The organism is Geobacter sp. 60473 (genome assembly GCF_036323535.1).
Lineage (GTDB): Bacteria > Desulfobacterota > Desulfuromonadia > Geobacterales > Geobacteraceae > Geobacter > Geobacter sulfurreducens.
The window spans coordinates 2,916,430-2,938,840 of record NZ_AP028967.1 but is presented as its reverse complement, the minus strand read 5'-3'; the positions used below and the strand labels follow the sequence as shown (position 1 = coordinate 2,938,840).

Sequence of the window (22,411 nt, the reverse complement as noted above, 5' to 3'; positions counted from 1 at the left end):
TCGTCCATCACAGTGGCCTTCACTGGGTGCCGCATGCCGCAGGTGCCCGTTCCCGACCGGAGTAGCGCACAGCAATGCATGCGCCATTGCGTGAAAATTTTAATTAAATTAGATATTCGAATATGCAGTAAATATGCCCCAGTTGCGACGGGCGGCAGGGCTGCGGCAGGTGGCGGCTTTCAAATGCCCGTGTTATCTGGCTTAAACCAAGTGCGGAAAAAGTGTAAACGGATCTCGCAGTGGCGGGCGACAGGGCAATGCGGGGCAATTCACGCAGAATGGTGCGGGGAGGCTGAGGCAAATCGCCCAGCCCGGCTCCTTGTCTGGGGGGCCGGGCCGGAGCGGAGTCTGCCCGACGGCGGGAGAGAAACCTATTTCGCTTGGCCGGAAGGAGCGGCGTCGCTGGTCGGGGCAGGTGTCTGGGGGACCTCTTTTGCCGCGTCTTTAGGGGCTTCTTTCTGGGGCGCGTAGGGAACCGGCGTTTCCCGGTCGTAGGACAACTGGCGGTGACAGCCGGGGGCGCAGCTCCCGCCCGTGGCCGTGGTCTTGAATCGGGTCGGGATCTTCCATTTGCCGAACACGGCCCCATCCGCGCCGATCAGCTTCCGGCCGTTGACGGCGTGGGCGTCGTGGCAGGCCCGGCAGGTCCTTCCCTTGCGCTTGTCGCTCACGTGGAGGTAATGGAGGTTCTGCTTGCCGTTGCGGAAGTTGGTATAGATCGTGGTGTCGGGATACTTGAGCATGCTCTTGTCGTGACACGAAAAGCAGAGGTCGTAGAGTCCTTCCTTGTACGGCACGTAGAAGGGGGCCGGGTAGCTCTTGACCAGCATGCGGAAGTTGTCGCTGCCGTGGGGCGAGTGGCAGGCGGCGCAGGCGCCGTCGTTGATAGGGCCGTGCAGCTGGGATTTCTTGTCCAGGGCTTTTTTCATGTTAACCAGCGGCAGCCCCGAATACTCCCGGAAGACGCTGCTTGAGTGGAGGCCGTCCTGGCCGTGGCATCCGAGGCAAAGATTCTTCTGGTCCACGGCGAGCAGCCCTTTGGCCGGGGAGAAGTGGGCCGAGTGGCAGCTGCCGCAGCTCTTGGCCTGGCTGATGGGCTTGTGGGGCACCTTGACGTTCGGGACCTTGGTGGCCATGGCCGAATGGCAGCCATAGCAGAGGTCGGGCATCTTTTCCTTGAGCACGAACTGGCTTGCCGAGCTGTGCGGGTTGTGGCACGAGGTGCAAGCATCGTTGCTCACCGGCGGGTGGACCCGGGGTGCCTTAGCCATGGTCTGGGCAAAGTCGTTATGGCAGGAGAGGCAGAGTTGTCGGGATTGCTCCTTGAGGAGTTTTTTCTCCGTGGAGCTGTGGTGGGTGTGACAGCTCGTACAGTCGCCGACCGCTGCCGGGCCGTGCTGATAGTGGCGCCGGAACTCGCCCTCGTCGTGACAGCCGGTGCAGAACGCCGTCTGGTCCTCGCCCATGTCAAGGAGCTTGGGGCCGGAAGCCCCGTGATAGCGGTGGCAGGCGGTGCAGTCGCCGTCCTTGACCGGCCCGTGGACCACGGGTCCCAGGGCCAGCTTGTCATGGCAGAGGTAGCAGAGGTCGGCTCCTTTCGCCTTCAGCTCGAACGCCTTCAGTCCCGGATAGGGATGCATCTCCTCCTTCTGGACGTGGCAGGAAAGACATTTTCCCTCCTTGACCGGCACGTGGAGGTTCTTCAGGTCCTGCAGGAACGGGTGGCACCCCTTGATGGTGCAGGTGAGCGCCAGGGCTGTTCCCGGCAGAGACAGGGGCAGCAGGATGGTTATGGCAAAAAGCAGGCGGAACATGGTCCCCTCTCAGAGCGTGCGCCAGGTGGTGGTCGGCCGTCCAGTCCGTCTGGGCACGCCCAGTTCCCCCTCCTTGTCGTCGCCGGCGTCGTCCTGCCAGCCGCTTTCCGAGAGGCCGAACTTTTTCATCCGGTAACGCAGCGTGTCGCGGGTCATTTTGAGGTACTGGGCGGCCTTGGTCTGGTTTCCGCCGGTCCGCTCCAGGGCCAGGATGATGAGTTGTTTTTCTACCTCTTCGATGGAGAGCCCGTCGGAGGGGAGCCGGATGGAAAGGGTCCCAGGCGCATCGCTGGCGATCGAGCCGGCCGGAACCGGTGAAGATTCGGTGGCCCCTCCGCCGCACTGGAAATCGTCGGTGAAACTGCCAAGACGGAGGGTTCTGGACGGCTCCAGCATCATGGCCCGTTCAACGGAGTTGCGCAACTCGCGCACGTTGCCCGGCCAGTTGTGCCCGGTCAGCGTGGCCAGCGCGTCATCGCTGATCCCCTCCACCGAGCGGCCGTACTCGTCGTTGAGCCGCCGGATGAAATAGCTTACCAGGGTCGGGATATCCTCGCTCCGCTCCCTGAGCGGAGGCAGGCGGATGTTCATGACGTTCAGGCGGAAGAAAAGGTCGCCCCTGAACCCGCCGTCTGCCACCATCTTCGGCAGGTTCTGGTTGGTGGCGGCAATGATCCGGACGTCGGCCTCCACGTCGTCTTCCCCGCCCAGGCGCCGGAAACGCTTGGTCTCCATTACCTTCAGAAGCTTGGCCTGCATCTGCAGCGGCATGTCGCCGATTTCATCCAGAAAGACCGTTCCCCCCTCGGCCAGCTCGAAAATACCCTTCTGCTTGCGGGACGCATCGGTGAAGGCGCCCTTTTCATGGCCGAACAGCTCGTTTTCCAGAAGGTTTTCCGGGATTGCGGCACAGTTGACTTCGATGAAGGGCCGGTCCGAGCGGGCACTGTGCAGATGGACGGCGCGGGCCACCAGTTCTTTGCCGGTACCGCTCTCACCGGTTATCAGGACTGTCTTTGCATCGGTGCGGGAACAAACGTTGATCAGCTTGAATACCTCCACCATTTTGGAGGAACGCCCCACCAGCTGGTCGAAATCTCCCTTCTTGCGCCGTTCGCGCCTGAAGATATCCACCTCTTTTTTGAGCTTCATCCGCTCCAGGGCCTTGTCAACCACGTGACGCAGGGTTTCCAGGCAGAACGGCTTGCCGAAAAAGTCGTCGGCGCCGCGCTGGAAGGCTGTCACCGCCTCGTCCGCGTTGGAGTTGGCGGTAATCATGATGACCGTAACGTCCTCGTTCTCTTCCTTGACCCGGGCGAGGATCTCAAGTCCGCTCATGTCGGGAAGACTGATGTCGAGCAATACGACCTCGGGGCGGAAATTCTGGAACTTCTGGAGCGCCTCGGTCCCCGATGCGGCCGTGGCAACGCTGTGCCCCGCCTTTTCGAGCATGGTGGAAATGGACCACGAGATGAGCTTTTCATCGTCGACTACCAGAATCCGGTGACTGTTCATTGTCAGCATACCTCGCTCTGATAACGGGGCAGCTCGACCACGAAGATTGAGCCGCTCGCTTGACTGCTGGCCACGTAAAGAAATCCCTCGTGCTGGTCAATAACCTGGTGGGCAAAGGGGAGTCCGTTGCCGCAACAGGCTCCGCTCACGGCAGGAAACAGGGTCAGCGCCCGATCGAAAGAAAACGGCGCCGTGCCCGTCCCCCCATCGCTGATCAGAACGCTCACGTGTTCGTTAATGCAGTTGGCGCCCTTCTCGCACGCGCATTCCGGGCAGTCGCACCGGGGAGTGCCCGAGCAGAACTGCACCGTGAGCATGCCCCGGCTCATGGTGTCGGCCGCGCTTTCGAACAGGGCGGCGAATGCCTGGGTCAACAGTACCTCATCGGCTTGAATAATGGGGAGATCGGCACCCGGATGCAGCCGTATCTCGATGTCCTTGCTCTGCAGCACTTCCTTCACCGTCTCCAGTGCCCGTTCCACAACCGGCTCGAGCCTGGTCGAGCTGAACAGGGGGAGACTCGGCCGGTGGTAGCGGGCCAGGGTGTCGGCCAGTTTGTCAAGGGCTGCTATCTCTTCGAAAATGTCGCGGTAGATGCCGTCGGGAACGGACGAGGGGAGCGTTTCTTCCGAGAGGATCTGAAGCGCACCGGACACACCGGCAAGCCGGTCCTTGATCGCGGGAGCCAGGCGCGAGGCCACGTCCCGCAGAAATGCCATCCGTTCGGTGCGCTGGCGGTGCTGCTGGACAACGGCGTCACGATCGACGCAGGGCACGTCGCAGCAGACCGGGGGCATCTCGGGTTGCCGGCGGAGTTCCGGTTTCCGCTGCTCGTCGCACCGCAGCTGGGAGCCGGTCAGATAGTCGCGGATCAGGTAGGCTGATTCGCGGGGGATGTTGCGGAAGTTGATGGCTGCGTACTGGATGGCGGCGCCCAGAGTGGTTGGTGCCGGTTCCGTGCGGACCACAACCCCCTCGCACTCGATTCCCTCAGCATCTCCCTCCGCAAAGGGTACTCCCACGATCACCATGACCCGGTCATTGATGTCGACCCCCCGGGGAACCGGGCAGAATACGCCGTGGGAAGAAATGTTGAGTGACATGGAGCGAAAACACTCCATGGTATCACCGCAGATCCACAAGGGGACCTTCCGGTCGTACCGTGCGGCTCGTCTGCGCATGATGCTCGGCCTTGTCATTGTCACCCCCTTCCCTCAACGTCCCTGTTGCGGGCGGTTTCAGTGCCGGCCGGTGCCGGCCATGTGTCCATTAAATAGCCTGTGCTAGCCTTTTGTTATGACGCTTTAACCTCATACAACAAAAAAGAGCAGTAAAGAGCAAGCATAAAATTATTTATACAAACATAACGAATCTTGATAATAAGGAATTCCGAATGCTTTCAAATATTAATTAAAGTTTTTTATATAAAATGTTCACAAATTGCACAACTTGTCCGGCCATTCCGAGGTGCTGAAAAATAGGGGCTCTGGGGGCTGTTGTTTCTGTTCTCGGATCAGCTGTTCAATTGTTGAACAGCAATATGTGAAATGACGAGGTTGAGGGGAAGGGTGGTCAGGGTTTAAAATAGTAATGATTTTAGCTTGTTAAAATAAAATTTGCAGTAATTAAAGAATCGGCACTCCCCTTGTAATGTGGTTCATTGCAGGCATTTCACGGAGGAGTCCCCCATGGTTTGGTCGAGCGGAGCACTACGTCACCTGGTCAGCCTGATTTCAGCCTTCGCGCTGGTTGCTGCCGGTTCCATTGCTGCCGAGGCTGCCATCAGCCGGGGCCTCTGCACCTTCTCGACCCAACTGGCCGACCCCGAGATGCGGGCCGGTTATATCGGCATGGTTGCCACGGCTGCCGATGCCTCTTTCTCTACCCGGGCGGCAGCGGTTGAAGCCGTTGAAGACGCCAGCGACGGGTTCGCCGTTTTCGGGACTATGCTCGACGCCAGCTACCATGAACCGGTCGCCTCCCGCACCGATACCATCACCACCGCCTGTCTCGGCTGCCACGATGGCGTTAGCGCGCCGCCGGTCGATGCCGTGCAGCGTATCTCCCGCGTTTCCAGCAGCGGCTTCACCGCCCAGAGCGTGCAGGCCGCTTCCCCCATGAAAACCCATCCCATGGGCATGAACTATGCTCAGGTGGCGGCGTCGGGACGGGGCTTCAGAAGCCCGGCCCTGGTGGAGCAGTCGCTCATGCTGTTCGACGGCACCGTGAGTTGCCTCACCTGCCACAACATGCTCAATCCCCGCCCCATGCATCTGGCGGTGGAGGATTACCGCAGCGCCCTTTGCCTTACCTGTCACATCAAGTAACAATCGCACATCACCCGGGGAACCGTTTCCCTTTCCCTTTTCATCGGCAGCAGGTGCTGCCGATTTTTTTTGCCCGTCACCTGACGAATTCTGCTATAGTCTCTGTTTCATTTCACGCATTTCACGGGAAGCCATGCAGTTTATCGATGAAGTAAAAATACACGTCCAGTCGGGCCACGGCGGCGCCGGCTGCGTCTCCTTCCGCCGGGAAAAGTTTGTTCCCTTCGGCGGCCCCAACGGCGGCGACGGCGGGCGGGGCGGCGACGTCATCTTCCGGGTCGACCCGAACCTGTCCACCCTGCTGGACCTGCGCTATCGTCCCCACCTGAAGGCAGGCTCCGGCAAGAACGGCATGGGCAAGGACCGCCATGGCGCCGGCGGCGAGGACCTGATTATTCCCGTTCCGCCGGGTACCATCATCAAGGATGCGGAAACCGGCGAAATCCTGGCCGACCTGGTGACGGCCGGCGAGGAAATCATCCTGCTCAAGGGGGGACGGGGCGGCCAGGGCAACGCGCGGTTCGCCACCTCCACCAACCGGGCGCCCAAGTTCGCCCAGCCGGGCGAGCCCGAGGAAGAGCGGTGGCTGCGACTGGAGCTGAAACTCCTGGCCGATGTGGGACTCCTGGGTTTTCCCAACGTGGGGAAATCCTCATTCATCACCCGCGTCTCGGCGGCCCGGCCCAAGATCGCCGATTACCCGTTCACCACCCTGAAGCCGAACCTGGGGGTAGTTCCTTACAAGAACTACCGTTCCTTTGTCATCGCCGACATCCCGGGGATCATCGAAGGAGCCTCCGAGGGTGCGGGACTCGGCCATCGCTTCCTCAAGCATGTTGAACGGACCACGGTGCTGCTCCACGTGCTCGACCTCTCGTGGATGCCCGACCGCGACCCCATCCGCGAGTACGAGGCCCTTAACCGGGAATTGGCCCTCTTCAGTCCCGAGCTGGCCGACAAGCGCCAGATCGTGGTGGTCAACAAGATGGATCTCCCGGCGGTGAGAGAGAACCTTCCCGCAGTGCTCCCCTGGTTCCGGGAGCGGGGCCTCGCGGTCTTTCCCCTCTCCGCCGCCACCGGCGAGGGGATTCCCCCGCTGCTCGACGAAATCGCCCGCTCCCTCTGGGGCAAGGACGAGGAGGAGTGGTAGAACGGCGCCATGCGTAGCGGAATCCTCTCCAAGGCCAAGCGGATCGTTATCAAGATCGGCAGCGGGGTCCTCACCTGCGGTGACAACGGGCTCAACAAGCCCCTCATGGGCAGCATCGCCGCCCAGGTGGCGGAACTGCGCGCCGGCGGCCGCCAGGTGATCATCGTTTCATCGGGCGCTGTGGCCGCTGGGCGGAAAGAACTCGGCATCGACGGCAGGCCCCGGAGCATCCCCCAGAAGCAGGCGGCGGCGGCCATCGGCCAGTCGCGCCTCATGCACGCCTACGAGGAGGCCTTCGATCCCTTTGGCCACAAGGTGGCGCAGATCCTTCTGACCCGCGACGACCTGGCCCACCGTGGACGTTTTCTCAACGCCCGGGCTACCCTTGATACCCTCCTCTCCTTCGGGGTGATCCCGATCATCAACGAAAACGACACCGTGGTCTTCGACGAGATCAAGTTCGGCGACAACGACAGCCTCTCCGCCCTGGTCACCAACCTGGCGGAGGCCAATCTGCTGGTGATCCTGACCGACATCGACGGCTTCTACGAGGCCGATCCCCGCACCAATCCCGACGCGCGGCTCATTCCCCTGGTCCGGCAGATCACCCGGGAGATGGAGCGGGCCGCCGGCGGCAGCGGCTCCACCGTCGGTACCGGCGGGATGGTGACCAAGCTGGCCGCGGCCAAGAAGGCCGGCCAGTTCGGGGTGCCGACGCTCATGCTCAACGGCCGGAAGCCGTCTCTGCTGGCGGAGGCTTTTGCCGGCCGCGAGGTGGGGACCCTGTTCCTCCCCGGCAAGGAGAGCCTCAACCGGCGCAAGCACTGGATCGCCCATACCCTGCGGCCATCGGGCAGGGTCATCGTGGACGACGGCGCGCGCACGGTGCTTGCCCGCCAGGGGAAGAGTCTGTTGCCGTCTGGGGTGGTCCGGGTCGAGGGGAAATTCGACCGGGGCGCCTGCGTCCGGGTCTGCGGCACCGACGGCACGGAGATCGCCCGGGGGCTCGTGGACTATTCCCATGACGAGATTATCCGCATCCTCGGTCATCGCAGCGGCGAGATCGAGGCAATCCTCGGTTACAAATACGGGGACGAAATCATCCACCGGGACAATCTCGTGGTGCTGTAGCACCACTCACGTTGACTTCCTAGGGAGGGGTTTGACATGTCGATCGCCGAAAAGATACGAAGCATCGCCGCCGACGCCCGCCAGGCCGCAATAGCCATGGCGAAGCTTTCCGCCTCCGCCAAGAACGAGCTCCTACTGGCCATGGCCGGTTCTCTGGTCAGGAACACCGTCCAGCTCGTCGAGGAAAACCGGAAGGACCTGGAAGCGGGCGAGGCCAAGGGGCTCTCGGCCGCCATGCTCGACCGGCTCATGCTCAACGAGGCCCGGATCAAGGCCATGGCCGACGGCCTGCGGGAGGTGGCTGCCCTCCCCGACCCGGTGGGGGAGGTGACGCGGATGTGGACCCGCCCCAATGGCCTCCGCGTGGGCAAGATGCGGATTCCCCTGGGGGTTATCGGGATCATCTACGAGGCGCGCCCCAACGTCACCGCCGATGCCGCGGCCCTCTGCCTCAAGAGCGGCAACAGCGTCATCCTGCGGGGCGGCTCCGAGGCGATCCACTCCAACCTGGCCATCGCCCGCATTCTCGGGGAAGAGCTGAACCGGGCGGGCATCCCCGGCGCGGCCCTGTCGGTCGTTCCTTTCCCCGAGCGGGAGGGGGTCCTGGAGATGCTCAAGCAGGAGGAGTTCATCGACCTGATCATTCCGCGGGGAGGCGAAAGCCTGATCCGCTTCGTGGTCGAGAATTCGCGCATTCCGGTCATCAAGCACTACAAGGGGGTCTGCCACGTTTTCGTGGACGCGGATGCCGATTTCGACATGGCGGAAAAGATCATCGTCAACGGCAAGGTCCAGCGGCCCGGGGTCTGCAATGCCCTGGAAACGCTCCTGGTGCATAAGGACATCGCGGAAACCTTTATTCCCCGCATTGCCGAGGCCCTCACCGACTTGAAGGTGGAGCTGAGGGGCGACGACTGCGTTCGTCAGTTTGCGCCCCAGGCCAAAAAGGCCGCCGAGGAAGATTGGCATGCCGAATACCTGGAGCTGATCCTGGCGGTCCGGGTGGTGGACGACTTTGACGAGGCCGTGGCCCACATCAACCGTTACGGTTCGCTCCACACCGAGGCCATCGTCACCCGCGACTATCACAACGCCCAGCGCTTCATCCGGGAGGTGAACTCCAGCACGGTGCTGGTCAATGCCTCCACCCGCTTTGCCGATGGCAATCAGCTGGGGCTCGGCGCCGAGATCGGCATCTCCACAACCAAGCTCCACTCCTTCGGCCCCATGGGTCTGGAGGATCTGACAACGACCAAGTTCATCGTCTATGGCGATGGACAGGTGAGGCAGTGAGCGGGGGCAGGGAAGCGGAGGCCGGCAAGGGATGAAAACGGGCATTCTGGGCGGCACGTTCAATCCGGTGCACCTGGCGCACCTCCGCATAGCAGAGGAGGTGCGGGACACCTTTGCCCTGGACCGGGTCCTGTTCATCCCGGCAGCGGCACCCCCTCACAAACCCATGAAAGGGGAGGTTCCCTTCGAGACCCGCTGCGCCATGACGCGACTGGCCACGGCGGATAACCCTGCCTTTGCCGTATCGGATATGGAGGGGCGCCGGCCGGGGAAGTCCTACTCCATTGACACCATCCGGACTCTCAGGGAAGAACATCCGGGAGACGAATTCTTCTTCATCGTCGGCAGCGACTCGTTTCTCGACATCGGCTCCTGGTACGATTACGAGGCGATCTTTGCCTCCTGCAACCTGGTGGTGGTGGCCCGTCCCGGAGCCGAGGCGACGAATCTTTACGCGGCGCTGCCGGTTGCCATAACCGCTCAATTCTGCTATTATCCCGCGGAAAATCGGATTGCCCACCGTTCGGGATACTCGGTCTACTCGCTGGCCGGTGTCCCCCTCGACATCTCGTCCCGATCCATCCGCGGACTCGCCCGCCTCGGCAGGTCGATCAGGTACCTGGTCCCTGAGGCGGTGGAACGCTACATCAACGAACAAAGGATCTATGCCCATGACGGATAAACCCACGCTCACCCCCCTCGAGCGGGCGCTCCAGTGCGCCCGTTTCGCCCTCGACAAGAAGGCCCTTGATGTGAAGGTCCTCGAGATCGGCCGGATATCGTCCATTGCCGACTACCTGGTGCTCGCCACGGGCCGTTCGGACAAGCAGGCCCAGGCCATTGCCGATTCGGTCAAGAAGGGGCTCAAGAAGTACGGCAAGGTCATCGATATGGAGGGGCTGCGGGAAGGGAACTGGATCGTGATCGACTACGGCGACGTGATAGTCCACATCTTCCGGGAGGAACTGCGCTCCTACTACGACCTGGACGGCCTCTGGTCCGCTGCCGGGCAGGTGGCGATTCCCGAGGAGTACCTGTGGGAAGGGAAGGAAGGGGGAGGGGAGTGATCCTCGCCCTCTTCGCGCCGGCCGGGGCCGGAGCACCGTGAAACTGCGCGTGCTCTGGGTCGGCAAGACTCAGGAGGAGTGGGTCCGGCGCGGCATTGACGAATATGCCGGCAGGGTGAGGCGCTATGCCCCCCTGGAGATCGGCGAGGCGCGGGATGAGAAGGGCGCTGCGGCCGAGGCCATGCGCGCCCGGGAGTGTGAACGGCTCGACAAGCTCGTTCCCCGCACCTCCCGCCTGATCCTCCTGGATGAGCGGGGCGATCAGCTCACTTCGCCGGAATTCGCCGCCTACATCTCCCGCTGCCGGGACACGGCGGTGCCCGAGCTGGCCTTCGCCATCGGCGGGGCCTATGGCTTTGCCGACGGGTTCAGGCGCCGGGCCGACCGGGTCATCGCTCTGTCGCGGATGACCTTTACCCACCAGATGGTCCGGGTGGTGCTGCTGGAGCAGATCTACCGGGCTTTCACCATCATCGGCAACGAACCCTATCATCATTAATCCTGTCACGGAGGAGCAATGCCCAGACCGCTCGTGCTCATGATCCTCGACGGGTGGGGGATCAATCCCGACCCTTCCAATAACGCCGTAGCCATTGGCCGGACCCCGGTAATGGACCGCCTCATGGCCGAGTACCCCTCGGTGGAGATGGAGACCTCGGGCTTGGCCGTGGGGCTTCCCGACGGCCAGATGGGGAACTCGGAGGTGGGTCACCTGAACATCGGCGCCGGCCGCGTGGTCTACCAGGACCTGACCCGCATCACCAAAGCGATCGGCGATGGCGACTTCTTCACCAATCCGGTGCTCCTCGACTGCATGGCCCGCGTCAGGGCCGCCGGCGGCAGGCTGCACCTGGGCGGGCTCCTCTCCGACGGAGGGGTCCACTCCCACAACACGCACCTCTATGCCCTCATCGAGCTGGCCCGGCGCCAGGGGGTGAAGGACGTGTACGTGCATGCCTTCCTGGACGGCCGCGACACCCCGCCCAGCAGCGGTGCGGGCTACCTGGCCGAGCTGGAGGCGGAGATCAGCCGGATCGGCTTCGGCAGGGTCGCCACGGTCATAGGGCGCTACTGGGCCATGGACCGGGATAACCGCTGGGAGCGGGTGGAGCGGGCCTACAACGCCATTGTCAAGGGTGAGGGGGCACTCCGTCCGGACTCGGCCGCCGCCATCGAGGCGAGCTATGGTGCCGGCGTCACGGACGAGTTCATGGACCCTGCCGTCATCGCCCCCGACGGCAGCCCCGCGGGGCTTCTCTCCGACGGGGACGGTTTCATCTGCTTTAACTTCCGCGCTGACCGGGCCCGGGAGATCACCCGGGCACTCACGGACCCCGCGTTCACCGGTTTCGAACGTTCACCGTGGCCCCGGCTCGCCTCCTATGTTTGCCTCACCGAGTACGATGCCACCTTTCCGCTTCCCGTGGCCTATCCTCCCGAAAGCCTCGCCAACATCCTGGGCCAGGTGGTGAGCCGGGCCGGACTCCGGCAGCTGCGGATCGCGGAGACTGAAAAATATGCCCACGTCACGTTCTTCTTCAATGGCGGTGTGGAGGAGCCCTTTCCCGGCGAGGAGCGAATTCTGATTCCCTCTCCCAAGGAGGTGGCCACCTACGACCAGAAGCCGGAAATGAGCGCTCCTCTCGTGACCGACGCGCTGCTGAAGCGGATCAACGAGGGAGTCGACGATGTGGTGGTGGTCAATTTCGCCAACGCCGACATGGTGGGACACACCGGCATCCTCGATGCCGCGGTACGCGCCATTGAGACGGTTGACGGGTGCGTGGGCCGCGTGGCGGCAACGGTGCTGGAAAAGGGGGGAGTGCTGATCATTACTGCCGACCACGGCAACGCCGAGATGATGGTCGACGAGAACGGCGGCCCCCACACCGCCCATACGAGCGAAAGGGTGCCGCTTATCCTGGTGGATGACTCCCGGAAAGGCGCGCGACTGCGGTCCGGCACCCTGGCCGACATCGCGCCGACCATGCTTGAGTTGCTGGGGATTCCGCAGCCGCCGGAAATGACGGGGAAAAGCCTGTTGGTCGCTGCCGAGTGATGGTTGTGGCGGAATTTTGACTTTAAGGCCAAAGGCGACAAAAAAGGGCGCTGCCGACATTGACGGCAGCGCCCTTTTTCTCTCGGTCCACTCGAGAGGCTGTCAGGCCTCTTCTTCTTCGCCGAAGGCGATCTCGCGATACGCCCGCTCTTCCTCGAAACGGCGGGTCTGGGCCTGGATCTTCTCGATGTCCGACTGGCACTTGACGCAGTAACGGGCAAAGGGCATGACCTTGAGGCGTCCCAGGGGGATTTCTTCCTCGCACTCCTCGCAGATGCCGTATTCTCCGTCCTCGATCTTCAAGAGGGCCTCATCGATTTTGCGCAACTTGTCCCGCTCCCGGTCGCTCAGGAGCAGTCCCAGCTCCCGGTCGCGCTCGCTGGACGCCTGGTCGTAGATGTCGCCCGTGGGTTCGCCCCCTGCATTCTCGGAGCCGCTACGCATCGCCCTGTGTATCTCCTGAAGGGTCTCGTCTTTGAGTTTGACGAGAAGAGCCTTCATTTCTTCAGATTTTTCAATCATTTACTATCTCCCTCTGCTGATTTTCCGGCCTCAAGAGCCACGAAATCATACCGAAAACTTTTTTGAAGTCAAGCAAAAAGCGGGCCTGGATGCCGAGGGGGCCGTCGACAGTGGGTATACGGGGAAATGCCGAGTGAACGGTGCTGGACGCGGGCCGGTCAGACGTCATCCGCCGGCCCGCGGGAGGCAGGGTCAGGAGATGATCTCGCCGATGAGATCGTAGTCGGAGGAATCGGTGATCCGAAGGCGCACGATGTCCCCCACGTTGGCGTTGCCGGCGGTGATGTAGACCTGGCCGTCGATGTCGGGCGCCTGGCGGGAAGAGCGTCCCTTTAGGAGGAGCTCGGTTTCCTCGCTGTATCCTTCCACGATGACCTGTTCTTCCATGTCGATGAGCCGGCGGTTCCGCTTGAAGGATACCCGCGCCTGGGCCTTCATGAGCTTCTTGTAGCGCTCACGCTTGACCCGCTCGGAGACCTGGTCGGGCATCTCTGCCGCCGGGGTTCCCTCTTCGCGTGAATAGCAGAACACGCCGAGGCGGTCGAACTGGGCTTCTTCAACGAAATGGAGGAGCGTGCGGAAATCCTCTTCCGTTTCGCCGGGGAACCCGACGATGAGGGAGGTGCGGAGCGCGATGTCCGGGATCTCCTCCCGCAGCCTGGCCACGAGCTCCCGGATCTGGGGCTCGGTGCTGCGGCGGTTCATCCGCTTGAGGACCGGGTCGCTGATGTGCTGGATGGGCAGGTCCAGGTATTTGCAGACTTTTGGTTCGTTCTTGATGGTCTGGATCAGGCCGTCGGTAATACCGTCGGGGTAGGCATAGAGGAGTCTGATCCAGGCGAGGCCGTCAATGGCTGCCAGTTCGCGGATGAGGGTCTCCAGGGAGGGAGAGCCGGGAAGGTCGCGGCCGTAGGTGGTGATGTCCTGGGCGATCAGGTTGATTTCCCGGGCTCCGCCGGCCACCAGTGAACGGGCTTCGGCCAGCACGCTCTCCAGGGGGCGGGAGCGGAATGCCCCCCGCAGCGACGGGATCACGCAGTAGGAGCAGCAGTTGGAGCATCCCTCGGCGATCTTCAGGTAGGCAGTGTAGGCCGGGGACGAGTTGAGGCGCGTGAGGCTTTCGTCGAATACGAAGTTGGGGTCGCCGATGTAGCGCAGTTGCTCCGGTCGCGAACTCTTCTCCTCGATGATCTCCGCGATGCGGGGGTAGTCGCCGGTGCCCACGAAGATGTCCACCTCGGGCAGCTCCCGGGCCAACTCTTCCTGGTAGCGCTGGGGGAGGCAGCCGGTCACGATGAGGAGCCGGCAGCGGCCGTCCTGTTTCCGGTCGGCCAGGTCGAGGATCGTGTCGATGCTCTCCTGTTTCGCCTCTTTGATGAAGGAGCAGGTGTTGACGATGATAATGTCCGCCTCGCGCTCGTCGGTGGTGATCTCGTAGCGGTCCTTTGCCAGGCGGCCGAGCATTACCTCCGCATCCACCAGGTTCTTGGGGCAGCCGAGGCTGACCATGCTGACTTTTTCTTTTGCGTTACTCACTGAATCCCCTTGTTAATCCCTGAAATTTACGAACTGGAGTTCCACCCCCAGATCCTTTCCCTTGAGAAGCTTGATAACATCCTGGAGGTCGTCGCGGTTTTTGCCGGTCACCCGCACCTGGTCATCCTGGATTTGCGCCTGGACCTTGAGCTTGGACTCCTTGACGACGGCAATGATGTCCTTTCCCTTCTCCTTGGAGATACCCTGCTGGATATCGACCGCCTGCCGCACCATGCCGCCGGATGCCGGCTCCACATTGCCGTACTGGAGCGATTTGATGGATATTCCCCGCTTGATGCACTTGGACTGGAGAATGTCGACCACCGCCTTGAGCTTGTAGTCATCGTCGGCCAGCAGTTTGATGGCGTCCTTTTCCAGCTTGATCTCGCACTTGCTTCCCTTGAAATCGTAACGCTGTGAAATCTCTTTCACGGTCTGGTTCACCGCGTTGTCGACCTCCTGCATTTCCACCTTCGAAACGATGTCGAATGAGGGCATGGTTTCCTCCCTGGATAATGTTATTTGACCCCCGGTGCCTGGATTACCTCAACGCCGGCAGGAGCCTTGAATGTAAAGAGAGAACCGGCCAGCCCACGGTTCACCCGTATTTTTGAGAATTCGAAGGCGGTGCGGCTCCCCATCTGGTCAACCACAACGGATGAAACGATGGGAAAGGGTACCGTGGCTTTGCCCGCCCGTTGGTACTCCTCGACCGCCCTGGCCGAAACGGTGAGCTGGAGCCGGGCAAAGGCCTGGCCCTGCTTTTTGGGCACCAGGTCCAGGACGTGGTTCCCTTTGGCGTCGCGTCCGTTTCCCGCAAAGGTTACGGTGAAGTCGCGCGATATCTGGCCGATGCCGGTCAGGTAGGAAAGGGCGACCCCCCCGCCGCCCGCAAAGAGGGCAGAGGCATCCATGGTCATGACCTGCCGGTTCTCGGGCAGATAGTACCAGACGGTCTTGCCGTCGGAAACGATCTGCTGGGACGGTTTGGCGTAGTTGAAGCGAAAGAGCGCCCGGTCGCCGGCACCCTTGCGGATGAACAGCTCGCCGGAGCCGGTCTGGGCCCGCTTGACCGCCGCCATTTCGGTCCGCTGGGTGAAGGAGGCCTGCAGGTCCCTGAGGGATGCGTATCCCTGTTCAAGGGTGGCCACCACGTCAGCCAGGGGGGCTGACGGTGCCGCCGTGGCGACGCCCGTCCCCAGAAGCAGGGTAACGGCAAGCAGCAATAGTATGCGCGGCAGAGTCATGTTCCGGTCCTCGTTCTGTTCAAAGGATGACGCGATTGAAAAGGGACGAGGGCGGCATGTGCCACACCGCCCTCGCCTGAGCCAGATTCGGGGTCAGCGCCGCCGGGGCGGCTGAACCACCTGAACTCCCGGCGGGATGGCGAAGGTGAAGAGCGACTCGCTCAGGAGGATGTTCGTCCGGGCGTTGCTGAATTCGATGATCGTGGTGTTTCCCTGGTGGTCCACCACGGTGGTGGAAAGGATGGGAAACGTCCACTCCTGGCGGCCGAGGGATGCAATGCTGTCGGCAATCCTCCTGCCGCTGCGGACATAGTTTGCCACCGCCTCGCCGTTGACCGCCATGTAGAGCCTGGCGATGGTTGCCGTTGCCCGGCGCGGCGTCAGTTCCAACACGTAATTCCCCCCGATGTCCCTCCCCTGGGGTGAGAAGACGACGAGAAAATCCTTGGATATCCGGCCGAGCCCCTGGAGGAAATTGGACGCCTGGTTGCGCTCAGGGTCGAAGGTGTAGGGGTTGAAGACCGGCGAAACATCGCTCACGATTACCTGACGGTTTTCGGGGAGGTAGGTCCAGAGGGTCCGGCCGTTGCTGACGATCTCGTGTCTCAGGGGGCGGAAGTAATCAAACCGGAACATGAGCGGTTCCCGGCTCGTGGCGGGCCGGAAGAACATCTGGCCGTCGGCCCGCATCTCGCGGTTCTGGGCCGCCAGGGTCGAGCGCTGGAAAAAGTCGGCCGTCACCGAAACGAGGGGGGGCAGTCCCGAGGTCCGGTTTGGCCTGAATGTTTTTTCCACGGTGTCGATCACGTCCTGGAGCCCGACATTCACCGGGCCGGGCGCGGCCATGACCGTCAATGGAAGCAGGGCGACCGCCAGGATCGCCGCCAGGAGTCTGAGCCCCTTCATATCACCTCTTCGTTGCCCGCCGGCGTCCGGACCGTGCGATCACATGCGCTTGATGGGGCGCTGGAGCGCCCGCACCGTGATAATTCCTGTTACCGTATTGAATTCCAGGCTCCGGCCGTAATCGTCGCCGGTGTCCGATGCCGCCAGAGGGATCCCGCGCCGCTCGAGAGCCTCTTTGGCTGCCGTTACGTTACGCTCGCCGATGCCGCTGTGGGTGGTGCGGTGCTGCGGTTCGAACATGGTCGCGCCGCCGGCCAATTTTGCCACAAGACGTTCAGCGACGCAACCGCATTTAATGAGCTCTTCAATCATCAGGTCAACCGCCCAACAGGTGAATTTTGCTGATCTAACCATGGTGTCCATCCCTCGGACCGGAGCGGGGAGGAGGGTGTGGGCGAGCCCGCCGGTGAGCGCGACCGGATCGTGGAGTGCAATGCCGACGCAGGAGCCGAGGCCGTAGGTCATGAGGATCGTCGGGGCCGATGCAATCTTGAATTCCGATATGCCGACGCTGACGATCCGGCTCAAAGTTTTACCCCGATGGCATCGAGGATGATCCTGAGAGATTCGGGGTCGGGGAGCAGGAAGAACTGGCCGCCGATTTTCTCCTCTTCGCCGAAGAATTCAGTTTCCACCATGAGCGCCAGGTCGCCTACCTCGCCCAGTTCGATCAGGACGTAGTCGATGACCGCACCTGCCATGTCGAAGGAAAGGACCGGAACCGAAGGAATCAGGGTCTTGCGCATGAGAGCGCCCAGGGCGTTGAGGTAGGCCGAGGCCAGGATGTTCCCCACTTCCTTGAGCGCCGAAATCTCTAACTCGGTGAGGAGGGACCCTTCGCTCTTTTCACGGGGGAGAAGCCGGGAAAGGAGCTTGAGGGCACTCTCCCTAGGCAGGACGATGAGGATGTTGCCCCGGGCGTCGCCGAGCATCTGGAGATAAATTCCGACAACGATCCGCTCAGCGCCGCCGAACGCCTCGGGAACCTCGGTGATCTTCATGAGGTGGACCTTCGGCACCTGGAGGGTTATCCCCTTGCCGATCAACTGGGAAAGGGCTGTGGCTGCGTGAGCCACACCGATGTTGCTTACTTCCTTGAGGGCGTCCAGGTGCTCCTCGGTCAATGCATCGAATTTCATGCGATCGTTCCCCCTTTGTGCGCACCGTCAGGGTGCATGAAGACGCGGCGCCGGCTGGTGGCCCCGTCGACAAGATTGGGGAGGTCGAGGATGAAGATGACCCGACCGTCTCCCAGGATAGCTCCTCCCGCAAGCCCTCTGGCACGATTGAGCGGCGTGCCGAGCGGCTTGGTGAACACCTCTGCCTGTCCGATAAACCGGTCCACGGCAAACCCCATTGTACGGCCTGCAACGTCGGCCGTCAGAACGGGCGAGAAATCCCCGCCGGACGTCGGGCCGGTCCCCACGAGCAGGCCCAGGTCAACCAGTGGGAGGGTTTCCCCGCCCAGATCGAAAACAGCCCGCCCATCTTCGGTGCGCCGGAGCCGCCGGTCCAGCTCGATGGTCCGACGGACGGCGTTGACGGGAACCGCCATGGTCAGCTGGCCGCAGCCCACCAGGAGGACATGGATGATCGCCACGCTCAGGGGGAGCCGAAGGGTGATCCTGCTCCCCCGGCCTCGCTCGGACTGGATGGAGAGGCTGCCACCCGCCCGACTCACTGCGGCTTGCACGGCATCCATCCCCACCCCTCTTCCGGATACCTCGGTGACGCTCCTGGCCGTGGAAAAGCCCGGCCTGCAGACGAGCATCAACGCCTCCGGCCGGCTGAGCGTCGCCGCCTCTTCCGGGGTGATGATCCCTTTGGCAAGGGCGGCGTCGACGAGAGATGCCGGATCCATGCCCCGACCGTCATCCGTCACCGTTACGTCCAGATGGTCTTTTTCCCTGTGAACCGACAGGACGATCCGACCTTCCGCCCCCTTTCCGGCCGCAATCCGTTCCTCCGGCGACTCGATGCCGTGATCGACGGCATTGCGCAGAGCATGGAGCAGAGGGTCGGGGAGAATCTCGAGTATGCCGCGATCCAGTTCCTGATCCTTGCCATCGATGACCAGCGTTGCCTCTTTCCCGCTGCGGCGGGCCAGATCCCGCACCATGCGGGGAAAACGGTCGCAGATGGTGCCGAAGGGCATCATTCTGGCCGACATGACCTCGCGCTGCAGGTCGCGGATCAGTTTTGACAGTTCGGTCGCCGCATCCCGCAGTGGTTCGGATTCGAGCCCGGCCGCCAGATCCATGATCCGGTTCTTGCCGGTGACCAGTTCGCCGGTTATGTTGACAAATCGGTCAAGAAGCTCTGACCGGATCCGGACGGTTCGCGCCCCGTCGCTTTCGTCGCGACGTGCCGGTTCCGGCTGGTCGGAGGGCTGCGGGGGCGGAGATGTCTCTGCGTCGGCCGGAGCCGCCGAGGCTGGGGCCTCCTGCCCGGCAACCAGGGCGAGTCTGGCGCAGAGGTCTGTCGCGTCGAGGGAGCCGTTCCCGCCGCCGGTCACGTCCTCCACCATTCTTCCCAACTGGTCCGCGCAGGCCAGCAGCAGATCGGCGATGTGCCGGCCAAAGGGAATCCGGCCCTTGCGGACGCGGTCCATCAGGTCTTCCATGCGGTGGGAAAGGTCGGCTATGCCGTCATATCCCATGGAGCCCGCCATGCCTTTGATGGAATGGGCGGTGCGGAAGAGCGAGTCGAGGCGTTCGCCGTTCGCCGGGTCCTTTTCCAGGGCCAGCACCTCTTCGCCCAGGCGCTCCAGGTGTTCCCGGGCCTCGGCAACGAAGAGGTCCCGGTACTGGGACATGTCCATGTCTAGCCCTCGGTCACCTGCTTCATCACATCCTTGACCCGCTCCGGATTGAACGGTTTGAGGATGAAGTCTTTCGCGCCCACGTTCCGGGCCTTGTCCACGAGGCTCTCCTGGCCGACCGCGCTGCAGATGACCACGCGGGCCTTGGGATCGATGGCCATGATTTCACGCAGGGCTTCAATACCGTTTTTCACCGGCATGATGATGTCGAGGGTGACGACGTCGGGGCGCACGTCACGGAACGTCACCACCGCCTCCGCGCCGTCCGAAGCTTCGGCGACCACTTCGTACCCCGCATCCTCGAGTATGCCCCGCAGCATGTTGCGCATGAACAGAGCGTCATCCACTATCATTACTCTTTTGGCCATGAGCCCTCCATTACAGTCACAGAATCTCTTCCACTTCTTCGATCAGTCTGCCGGTCGCCAGGACGCCGACCCGCTCACCGGCAATCTCCAGGTATCCCTCGAAACGCGGATGTTCACTCGGGGACCGGGCGCTATCCTCCACGCTCACGATGACTACCGGTCCCTCCACCAGCAGGGCCAGGTCGGATACCTGGTGGTTGAGCGCAAGAAACGCATGGTTCCGCCCGATCGCCCCTCCGTGGAGAAACGTCGCCAGATCCAGGGCCGGCATGATTCTCCCGTGTACGTTCAGTGCCCTGCCGAGCAACGGCGGGACCGCCGGCACCGGATGGGTGGCGGCGCCCTCCAGCACCTCCGCCGTTTTGTCCAGGGGGAGGGCCAGTTTCCGGTCAGTCACCGTAAAGATGACGTAGCGATCCATTCGGTCGCTCACGGCGCTTTGTTGCCACCCTCGGAGCGGGGAAGGGTGAAGCGCTCCACCACTCCCATGAGGGCCCCGGCCAGGTCGGCCAGGTCGCGGGCGGCCACGGTCATCTCGTGCATGGCGATTGCCTGCTGCTCGGAGGCGGCCGATACCTCCTCGGTGGCGGCGGCATTGTCTTCGGCAACGCGGGCGATTTCGTCGACGGCAGTGACCATCTTCTGTGCTCCATCGGTCTGGATGTGGGAGAGGTCGGCGATGCTGCCCGCCCTCCGCTCCGTTTCCAGGGCATTGGAGAGAATGTCCTGGAAGGCGCCGGCCGTGATATCCACGTTGCGCTTCCCTTCGCCGATGTCGCGGGAGCTTTCTTCGATGAGTTGCTGGACGCGACGGCTTTCCTCGCGCACCGCGGCAATGAGTTCAGTGATGTGAGCCGCCGATTTGCCGGTACCGTCCGCCAGTTTCCGGACCTCGTCCGCCACCACGGCGAACCCCTTGCCGTACTCTCCGGCCCGGGCCGCTTCTATGGAGGCGTTGAGGGCCAGGAGATTCGTCTGGCGGGCGATCTCGGCGATGAAGTCGGCGATCTTGCCTACTTGCTGCAGCCGGGCGTTGAACGAGAGAAACTGGGCGCTGCTCTCCTCAACCTTGCCGAAGAAGCTGGTCATCCGCTCCAGCGAATCGTTGGCCAGTTTTTGCCCCCGCCGTGCGGTGCGACTCGTTTCCTGGGCCGCCTTTGCCGATTCCCGCGCCCGCTTCGACACCAGTTCTACGGAGATGGCCATTTCATGGATGATGCGGGAGCTTCGCTCCACCATCTCAGCCTGGGTGCCCGCGCCCCGGGCGATCTGCTCCACGGCCTGGGCCACCTCCTCGGAGGAGGAGTTCACCTCGACCGTCGAATCGGACAAGGTGCGGGCAGAGGCGGCAACCTTTTCGGCCGTGGTCCGGATGTGTCCCACAAGCTCCCGGAGGCTGCCGACCATGATGTTGATGGAATCGCCCAGGTCAACCGTCTCATCGGGGAAGCGTCCGGACGGGAGCGCCACGTCCCTGGTCAGGTCGCCGCGGCTGATGGCCTCGGCCGACTCGGTCAGTAGCCCCATGTTGCGCGCGACACCCCGCGAGAAGATCCAGCCGAGAATCAGCCCGATGGTCATGGCCACGACGTAGGTCAGGATATGGGTGATTTCGGGCGCGTAGCCGAGGAGACGGATGCCGGTGGGAACAAAGGCCACCGCTGCCACGACCACCACAAATCCGAGGATGAACTTGTAGCCAAGAGGGATGCGCATACTCGCTCCACAGGCCGACGGCGCCGCAGTCGCACGTCGTCGGGGGAAAAATCACGGCTGTTAGTATACCGAAAAGCGATTCTTCGTGTAAATCCGTTCCACCGGACAGATGGTCCCGAAGCGCCGCCGCAGTTCTCCCACGAGAGTCTCGGCCTTGCCGAGGATCAGAATACCGCCCTGGGTGAGGGCATTGGAGAGCCCCAGAAGAATGCGTTCCTGCTCCCGCCGTTCAAAGTAGATGAGAACGTTGCGGCAAAGGATCAGATCGCTCTCCACATGGTTTCCGGTATCGAAGAGGTCTCCGCGGCGAAACTCCACCATCCCGCGGATGGCGGGACTGAGGCAGAATTTGTCGCCGTTGCGGCAGAAATGGCTGTTGAGCAGGTGGGCGGGGGCTTCCTGGAGACGTTCGTGCCCATATATCCCCCGCTGCGCCGCTTCAAGGATTCCATCATCTATATCGGTCGCTACGATGGAAACCTTGAACTCTTCCAGTTCCTTCGCGAACCGCTCCGCCAGAATGAGGGCCAGGGTGAACGGCTCCTCGCCGCCGGCGCATCCGGCGCTCCACAGGGTCAGGTGCTCCCGCCCTTCGGCCCTCAGTCGGGCAAAAAGCGCGGGGAACACCTCGGTGCCGAGCTTTTCAAAGGTGGATCGGTTGCGGAAGAACTGGCTCACATGAATAGTCAGCCCTTTGACCAGCAGGTCCAGTTCTTCTTCGCTCCGCTGGAGCAGGTCGCAATAATCGTCAACCGTTGCCGCCCGGGTCGCCCTGATCCGGATGGAGATCCGGCGCTTGATGTATTTGTCCTTGTAGCTGGCAATGTCAAAATTTCGTCTTGCGCAGAGGATGTCGCGTATGCGTAGGAATGCCGTGTCCGAAAAGCCGCCGGCCGGTTCTTCGGTGGGGATGCTCACCCGTCTGTGCTCGTTCATGTG

The 22,411-nt window shown here is 62.5% G+C and carries 23 protein-coding genes; 8 read left to right on the top strand and 15 right to left on the bottom strand.

Annotated features, from left to right (window positions below):
• Positions 1-371: 371 nt before the first annotated feature.
• From AABA48_RS13390 to AABA48_RS13380, 3 genes are read right to left on the bottom strand one after another with little or no spacing between them, the layout of a single operon-like run.
• Complete coding sequence (locus tag AABA48_RS13390) at positions 372-1,814, bottom strand: cytochrome c3 family protein (protein ID WP_286350863.1); 1,443 nt, start codon at positions 1,812-1,814, stop codon at positions 372-374.
• 9 nt (positions 1,815-1,823) lie between these two features.
• Positions 1,824-3,329 (bottom strand): sigma-54-dependent transcriptional regulator, encoded by a 1,506-nt coding sequence (locus AABA48_RS13385; protein ID WP_286350862.1) that lies wholly within the window; start codon positions 3,327-3,329, stop codon positions 1,824-1,826.
• A gap of 2 nt (positions 3,330-3,331) precedes the next feature.
• Positions 3,332-4,450, bottom strand: coding sequence for a histidine kinase (locus tag AABA48_RS13380; protein WP_338271293.1), 1,119 nt, complete (start codon positions 4,448-4,450; stop codon positions 3,332-3,334).
• Between the two features lie 567 nt (positions 4,451-5,017).
• On the opposite strand from AABA48_RS13380, the gene AABA48_RS13375 reads away from it, so the two are divergent.
• The 8 genes from AABA48_RS13375 to gpmI all read left to right on the top strand — a co-directional run bounded on the left by AABA48_RS13375 (position 5,018) and on the right by gpmI (position 12,356).
• A complete protein-coding gene (locus AABA48_RS13375; protein ID WP_286350860.1) occupies positions 5,018-5,656 on the top strand; it encodes a cytochrome C in 639 nt (212 codons plus the stop codon).
• A gap of 133 nt (positions 5,657-5,789) precedes the next feature.
• A complete protein-coding gene (obgE, locus tag AABA48_RS13370; protein ID WP_286350859.1) occupies positions 5,790-6,806 on the top strand; it encodes a GTPase ObgE in 1,017 nt (338 codons plus the stop codon).
• Positions 6,807-6,815: 9 nt separating this feature from the next.
• On the top strand, positions 6,816-7,937 hold the full coding sequence (gene proB / locus AABA48_RS13365) for a glutamate 5-kinase (protein WP_286350858.1): 1,122 nt from the start codon (positions 6,816-6,818) through the stop codon (positions 7,935-7,937).
• Positions 7,938-7,973: 36 nt separating this feature from the next.
• Positions 7,974-9,230, top strand: coding sequence for a glutamate-5-semialdehyde dehydrogenase (locus AABA48_RS13360; protein WP_286350857.1), 1,257 nt, complete (start codon positions 7,974-7,976; stop codon positions 9,228-9,230).
• 31 nt (positions 9,231-9,261) lie between these two features.
• Positions 9,262-9,912 (top strand): nicotinate-nucleotide adenylyltransferase, encoded by a 651-nt coding sequence (gene nadD, locus AABA48_RS13355; RefSeq protein ID WP_286350856.1) that lies wholly within the window; start codon positions 9,262-9,264, stop codon positions 9,910-9,912.
• The gene (rsfS, locus tag AABA48_RS13350) at positions 9,902-10,297 is read left to right on the top strand and encodes a ribosome silencing factor (RefSeq protein ID WP_119333769.1); all 396 of its coding nucleotides are present in this window, start codon (positions 9,902-9,904) and stop codon (positions 10,295-10,297) included. The genes nadD and rsfS overlap by 11 nt, the downstream gene beginning before the upstream one ends.
• Positions 10,298-10,334: 37 nt before the next feature.
• Entirely contained in the window at positions 10,335-10,796 is a 462-nt protein-coding gene (locus AABA48_RS13345; RefSeq protein ID WP_286350855.1) for a 23S rRNA (pseudouridine(1915)-N(3))-methyltransferase RlmH, read from the top strand.
• 18 nt (positions 10,797-10,814) lie between these two features.
• Entirely contained in the window at positions 10,815-12,356 is a 1,542-nt protein-coding gene (gene gpmI / locus AABA48_RS13340; protein WP_338270651.1) for a 2,3-bisphosphoglycerate-independent phosphoglycerate mutase, read from the top strand.
• A gap of 102 nt (positions 12,357-12,458) precedes the next feature.
• Here the strand turns inward: gpmI and AABA48_RS13335 are convergent, their stop codons facing one another.
• The 12 genes from AABA48_RS13335 to AABA48_RS13280 all read right to left on the bottom strand — a co-directional run bounded on the left by AABA48_RS13335 (position 12,459) and on the right by AABA48_RS13280 (position 22,408).
• Positions 12,459-12,878 carry a TraR/DksA family transcriptional regulator gene (locus AABA48_RS13335; protein ID WP_286350853.1) on the bottom strand — a complete coding sequence of 140 codons (420 nt, stop codon included), beginning with the start codon at positions 12,876-12,878 and terminating at the stop codon, positions 12,459-12,461.
• 192 nt (positions 12,879-13,070) lie between these two features.
• Complete coding sequence (gene rimO / locus AABA48_RS13330; protein ID WP_286350852.1) at positions 13,071-14,414, bottom strand: 30S ribosomal protein S12 methylthiotransferase RimO; 1,344 nt, start codon at positions 14,412-14,414, stop codon at positions 13,071-13,073.
• A gap of 12 nt (positions 14,415-14,426) precedes the next feature.
• Complete coding sequence (locus AABA48_RS13325; RefSeq protein WP_010943822.1) at positions 14,427-14,912, bottom strand: YajQ family cyclic di-GMP-binding protein; 486 nt, start codon at positions 14,910-14,912, stop codon at positions 14,427-14,429.
• A gap of 20 nt (positions 14,913-14,932) precedes the next feature.
• Entirely contained in the window at positions 14,933-15,661 is a 729-nt protein-coding gene (locus AABA48_RS13320; RefSeq protein ID WP_324309043.1) for a LolA family protein, read from the bottom strand.
• A 93-nt stretch (positions 15,662-15,754) separates the two neighbouring features.
• Positions 15,755-16,567 (bottom strand): LolA family protein, encoded by an 813-nt coding sequence (locus AABA48_RS13315; RefSeq protein ID WP_286350850.1) that lies wholly within the window; start codon positions 16,565-16,567, stop codon positions 15,755-15,757.
• 39 nt (positions 16,568-16,606) lie between these two features.
• On the bottom strand, positions 16,607-17,095 hold the full coding sequence (locus AABA48_RS13310; RefSeq protein ID WP_324309041.1) for a chemotaxis protein CheD: 489 nt from the start codon (positions 17,093-17,095) through the stop codon (positions 16,607-16,609).
• On the bottom strand, positions 17,092-17,706 hold the full coding sequence (locus tag AABA48_RS13305) for a chemotaxis protein CheC (RefSeq protein WP_010943818.1): 615 nt from the start codon (positions 17,704-17,706) through the stop codon (positions 17,092-17,094). Before AABA48_RS13305 ends, AABA48_RS13310 begins: the two co-directional genes overlap by 4 nt.
• On the bottom strand, positions 17,703-19,388 hold the full coding sequence (locus AABA48_RS13300) for a chemotaxis protein CheA (RefSeq protein WP_324309040.1): 1,686 nt from the start codon (positions 19,386-19,388) through the stop codon (positions 17,703-17,705). The genes AABA48_RS13305 and AABA48_RS13300 overlap by 4 nt, the downstream gene beginning before the upstream one ends.
• Positions 19,389-19,390: 2 nt before the next feature.
• Complete coding sequence (locus tag AABA48_RS13295) at positions 19,391-19,756, bottom strand: response regulator (RefSeq protein ID WP_286350847.1); 366 nt, start codon at positions 19,754-19,756, stop codon at positions 19,391-19,393.
• Between the two features lie 16 nt (positions 19,757-19,772).
• A complete protein-coding gene (locus AABA48_RS13290) occupies positions 19,773-20,189 on the bottom strand; it encodes a chemotaxis protein CheW (RefSeq protein ID WP_286350846.1) in 417 nt (138 codons plus the stop codon).
• Positions 20,186-21,472 (bottom strand): methyl-accepting chemotaxis protein, encoded by a 1,287-nt coding sequence (locus tag AABA48_RS13285; RefSeq protein ID WP_286350845.1) that lies wholly within the window; start codon positions 21,470-21,472, stop codon positions 20,186-20,188. Before AABA48_RS13285 ends, AABA48_RS13290 begins: the two co-directional genes overlap by 4 nt.
• Before the next feature lie 60 nt (positions 21,473-21,532).
• Complete coding sequence (locus AABA48_RS13280; RefSeq protein WP_286350844.1) at positions 21,533-22,408, bottom strand: CheR family methyltransferase; 876 nt, start codon at positions 22,406-22,408, stop codon at positions 21,533-21,535.
• Positions 22,409-22,411 lie beyond the last annotated feature (3 nt).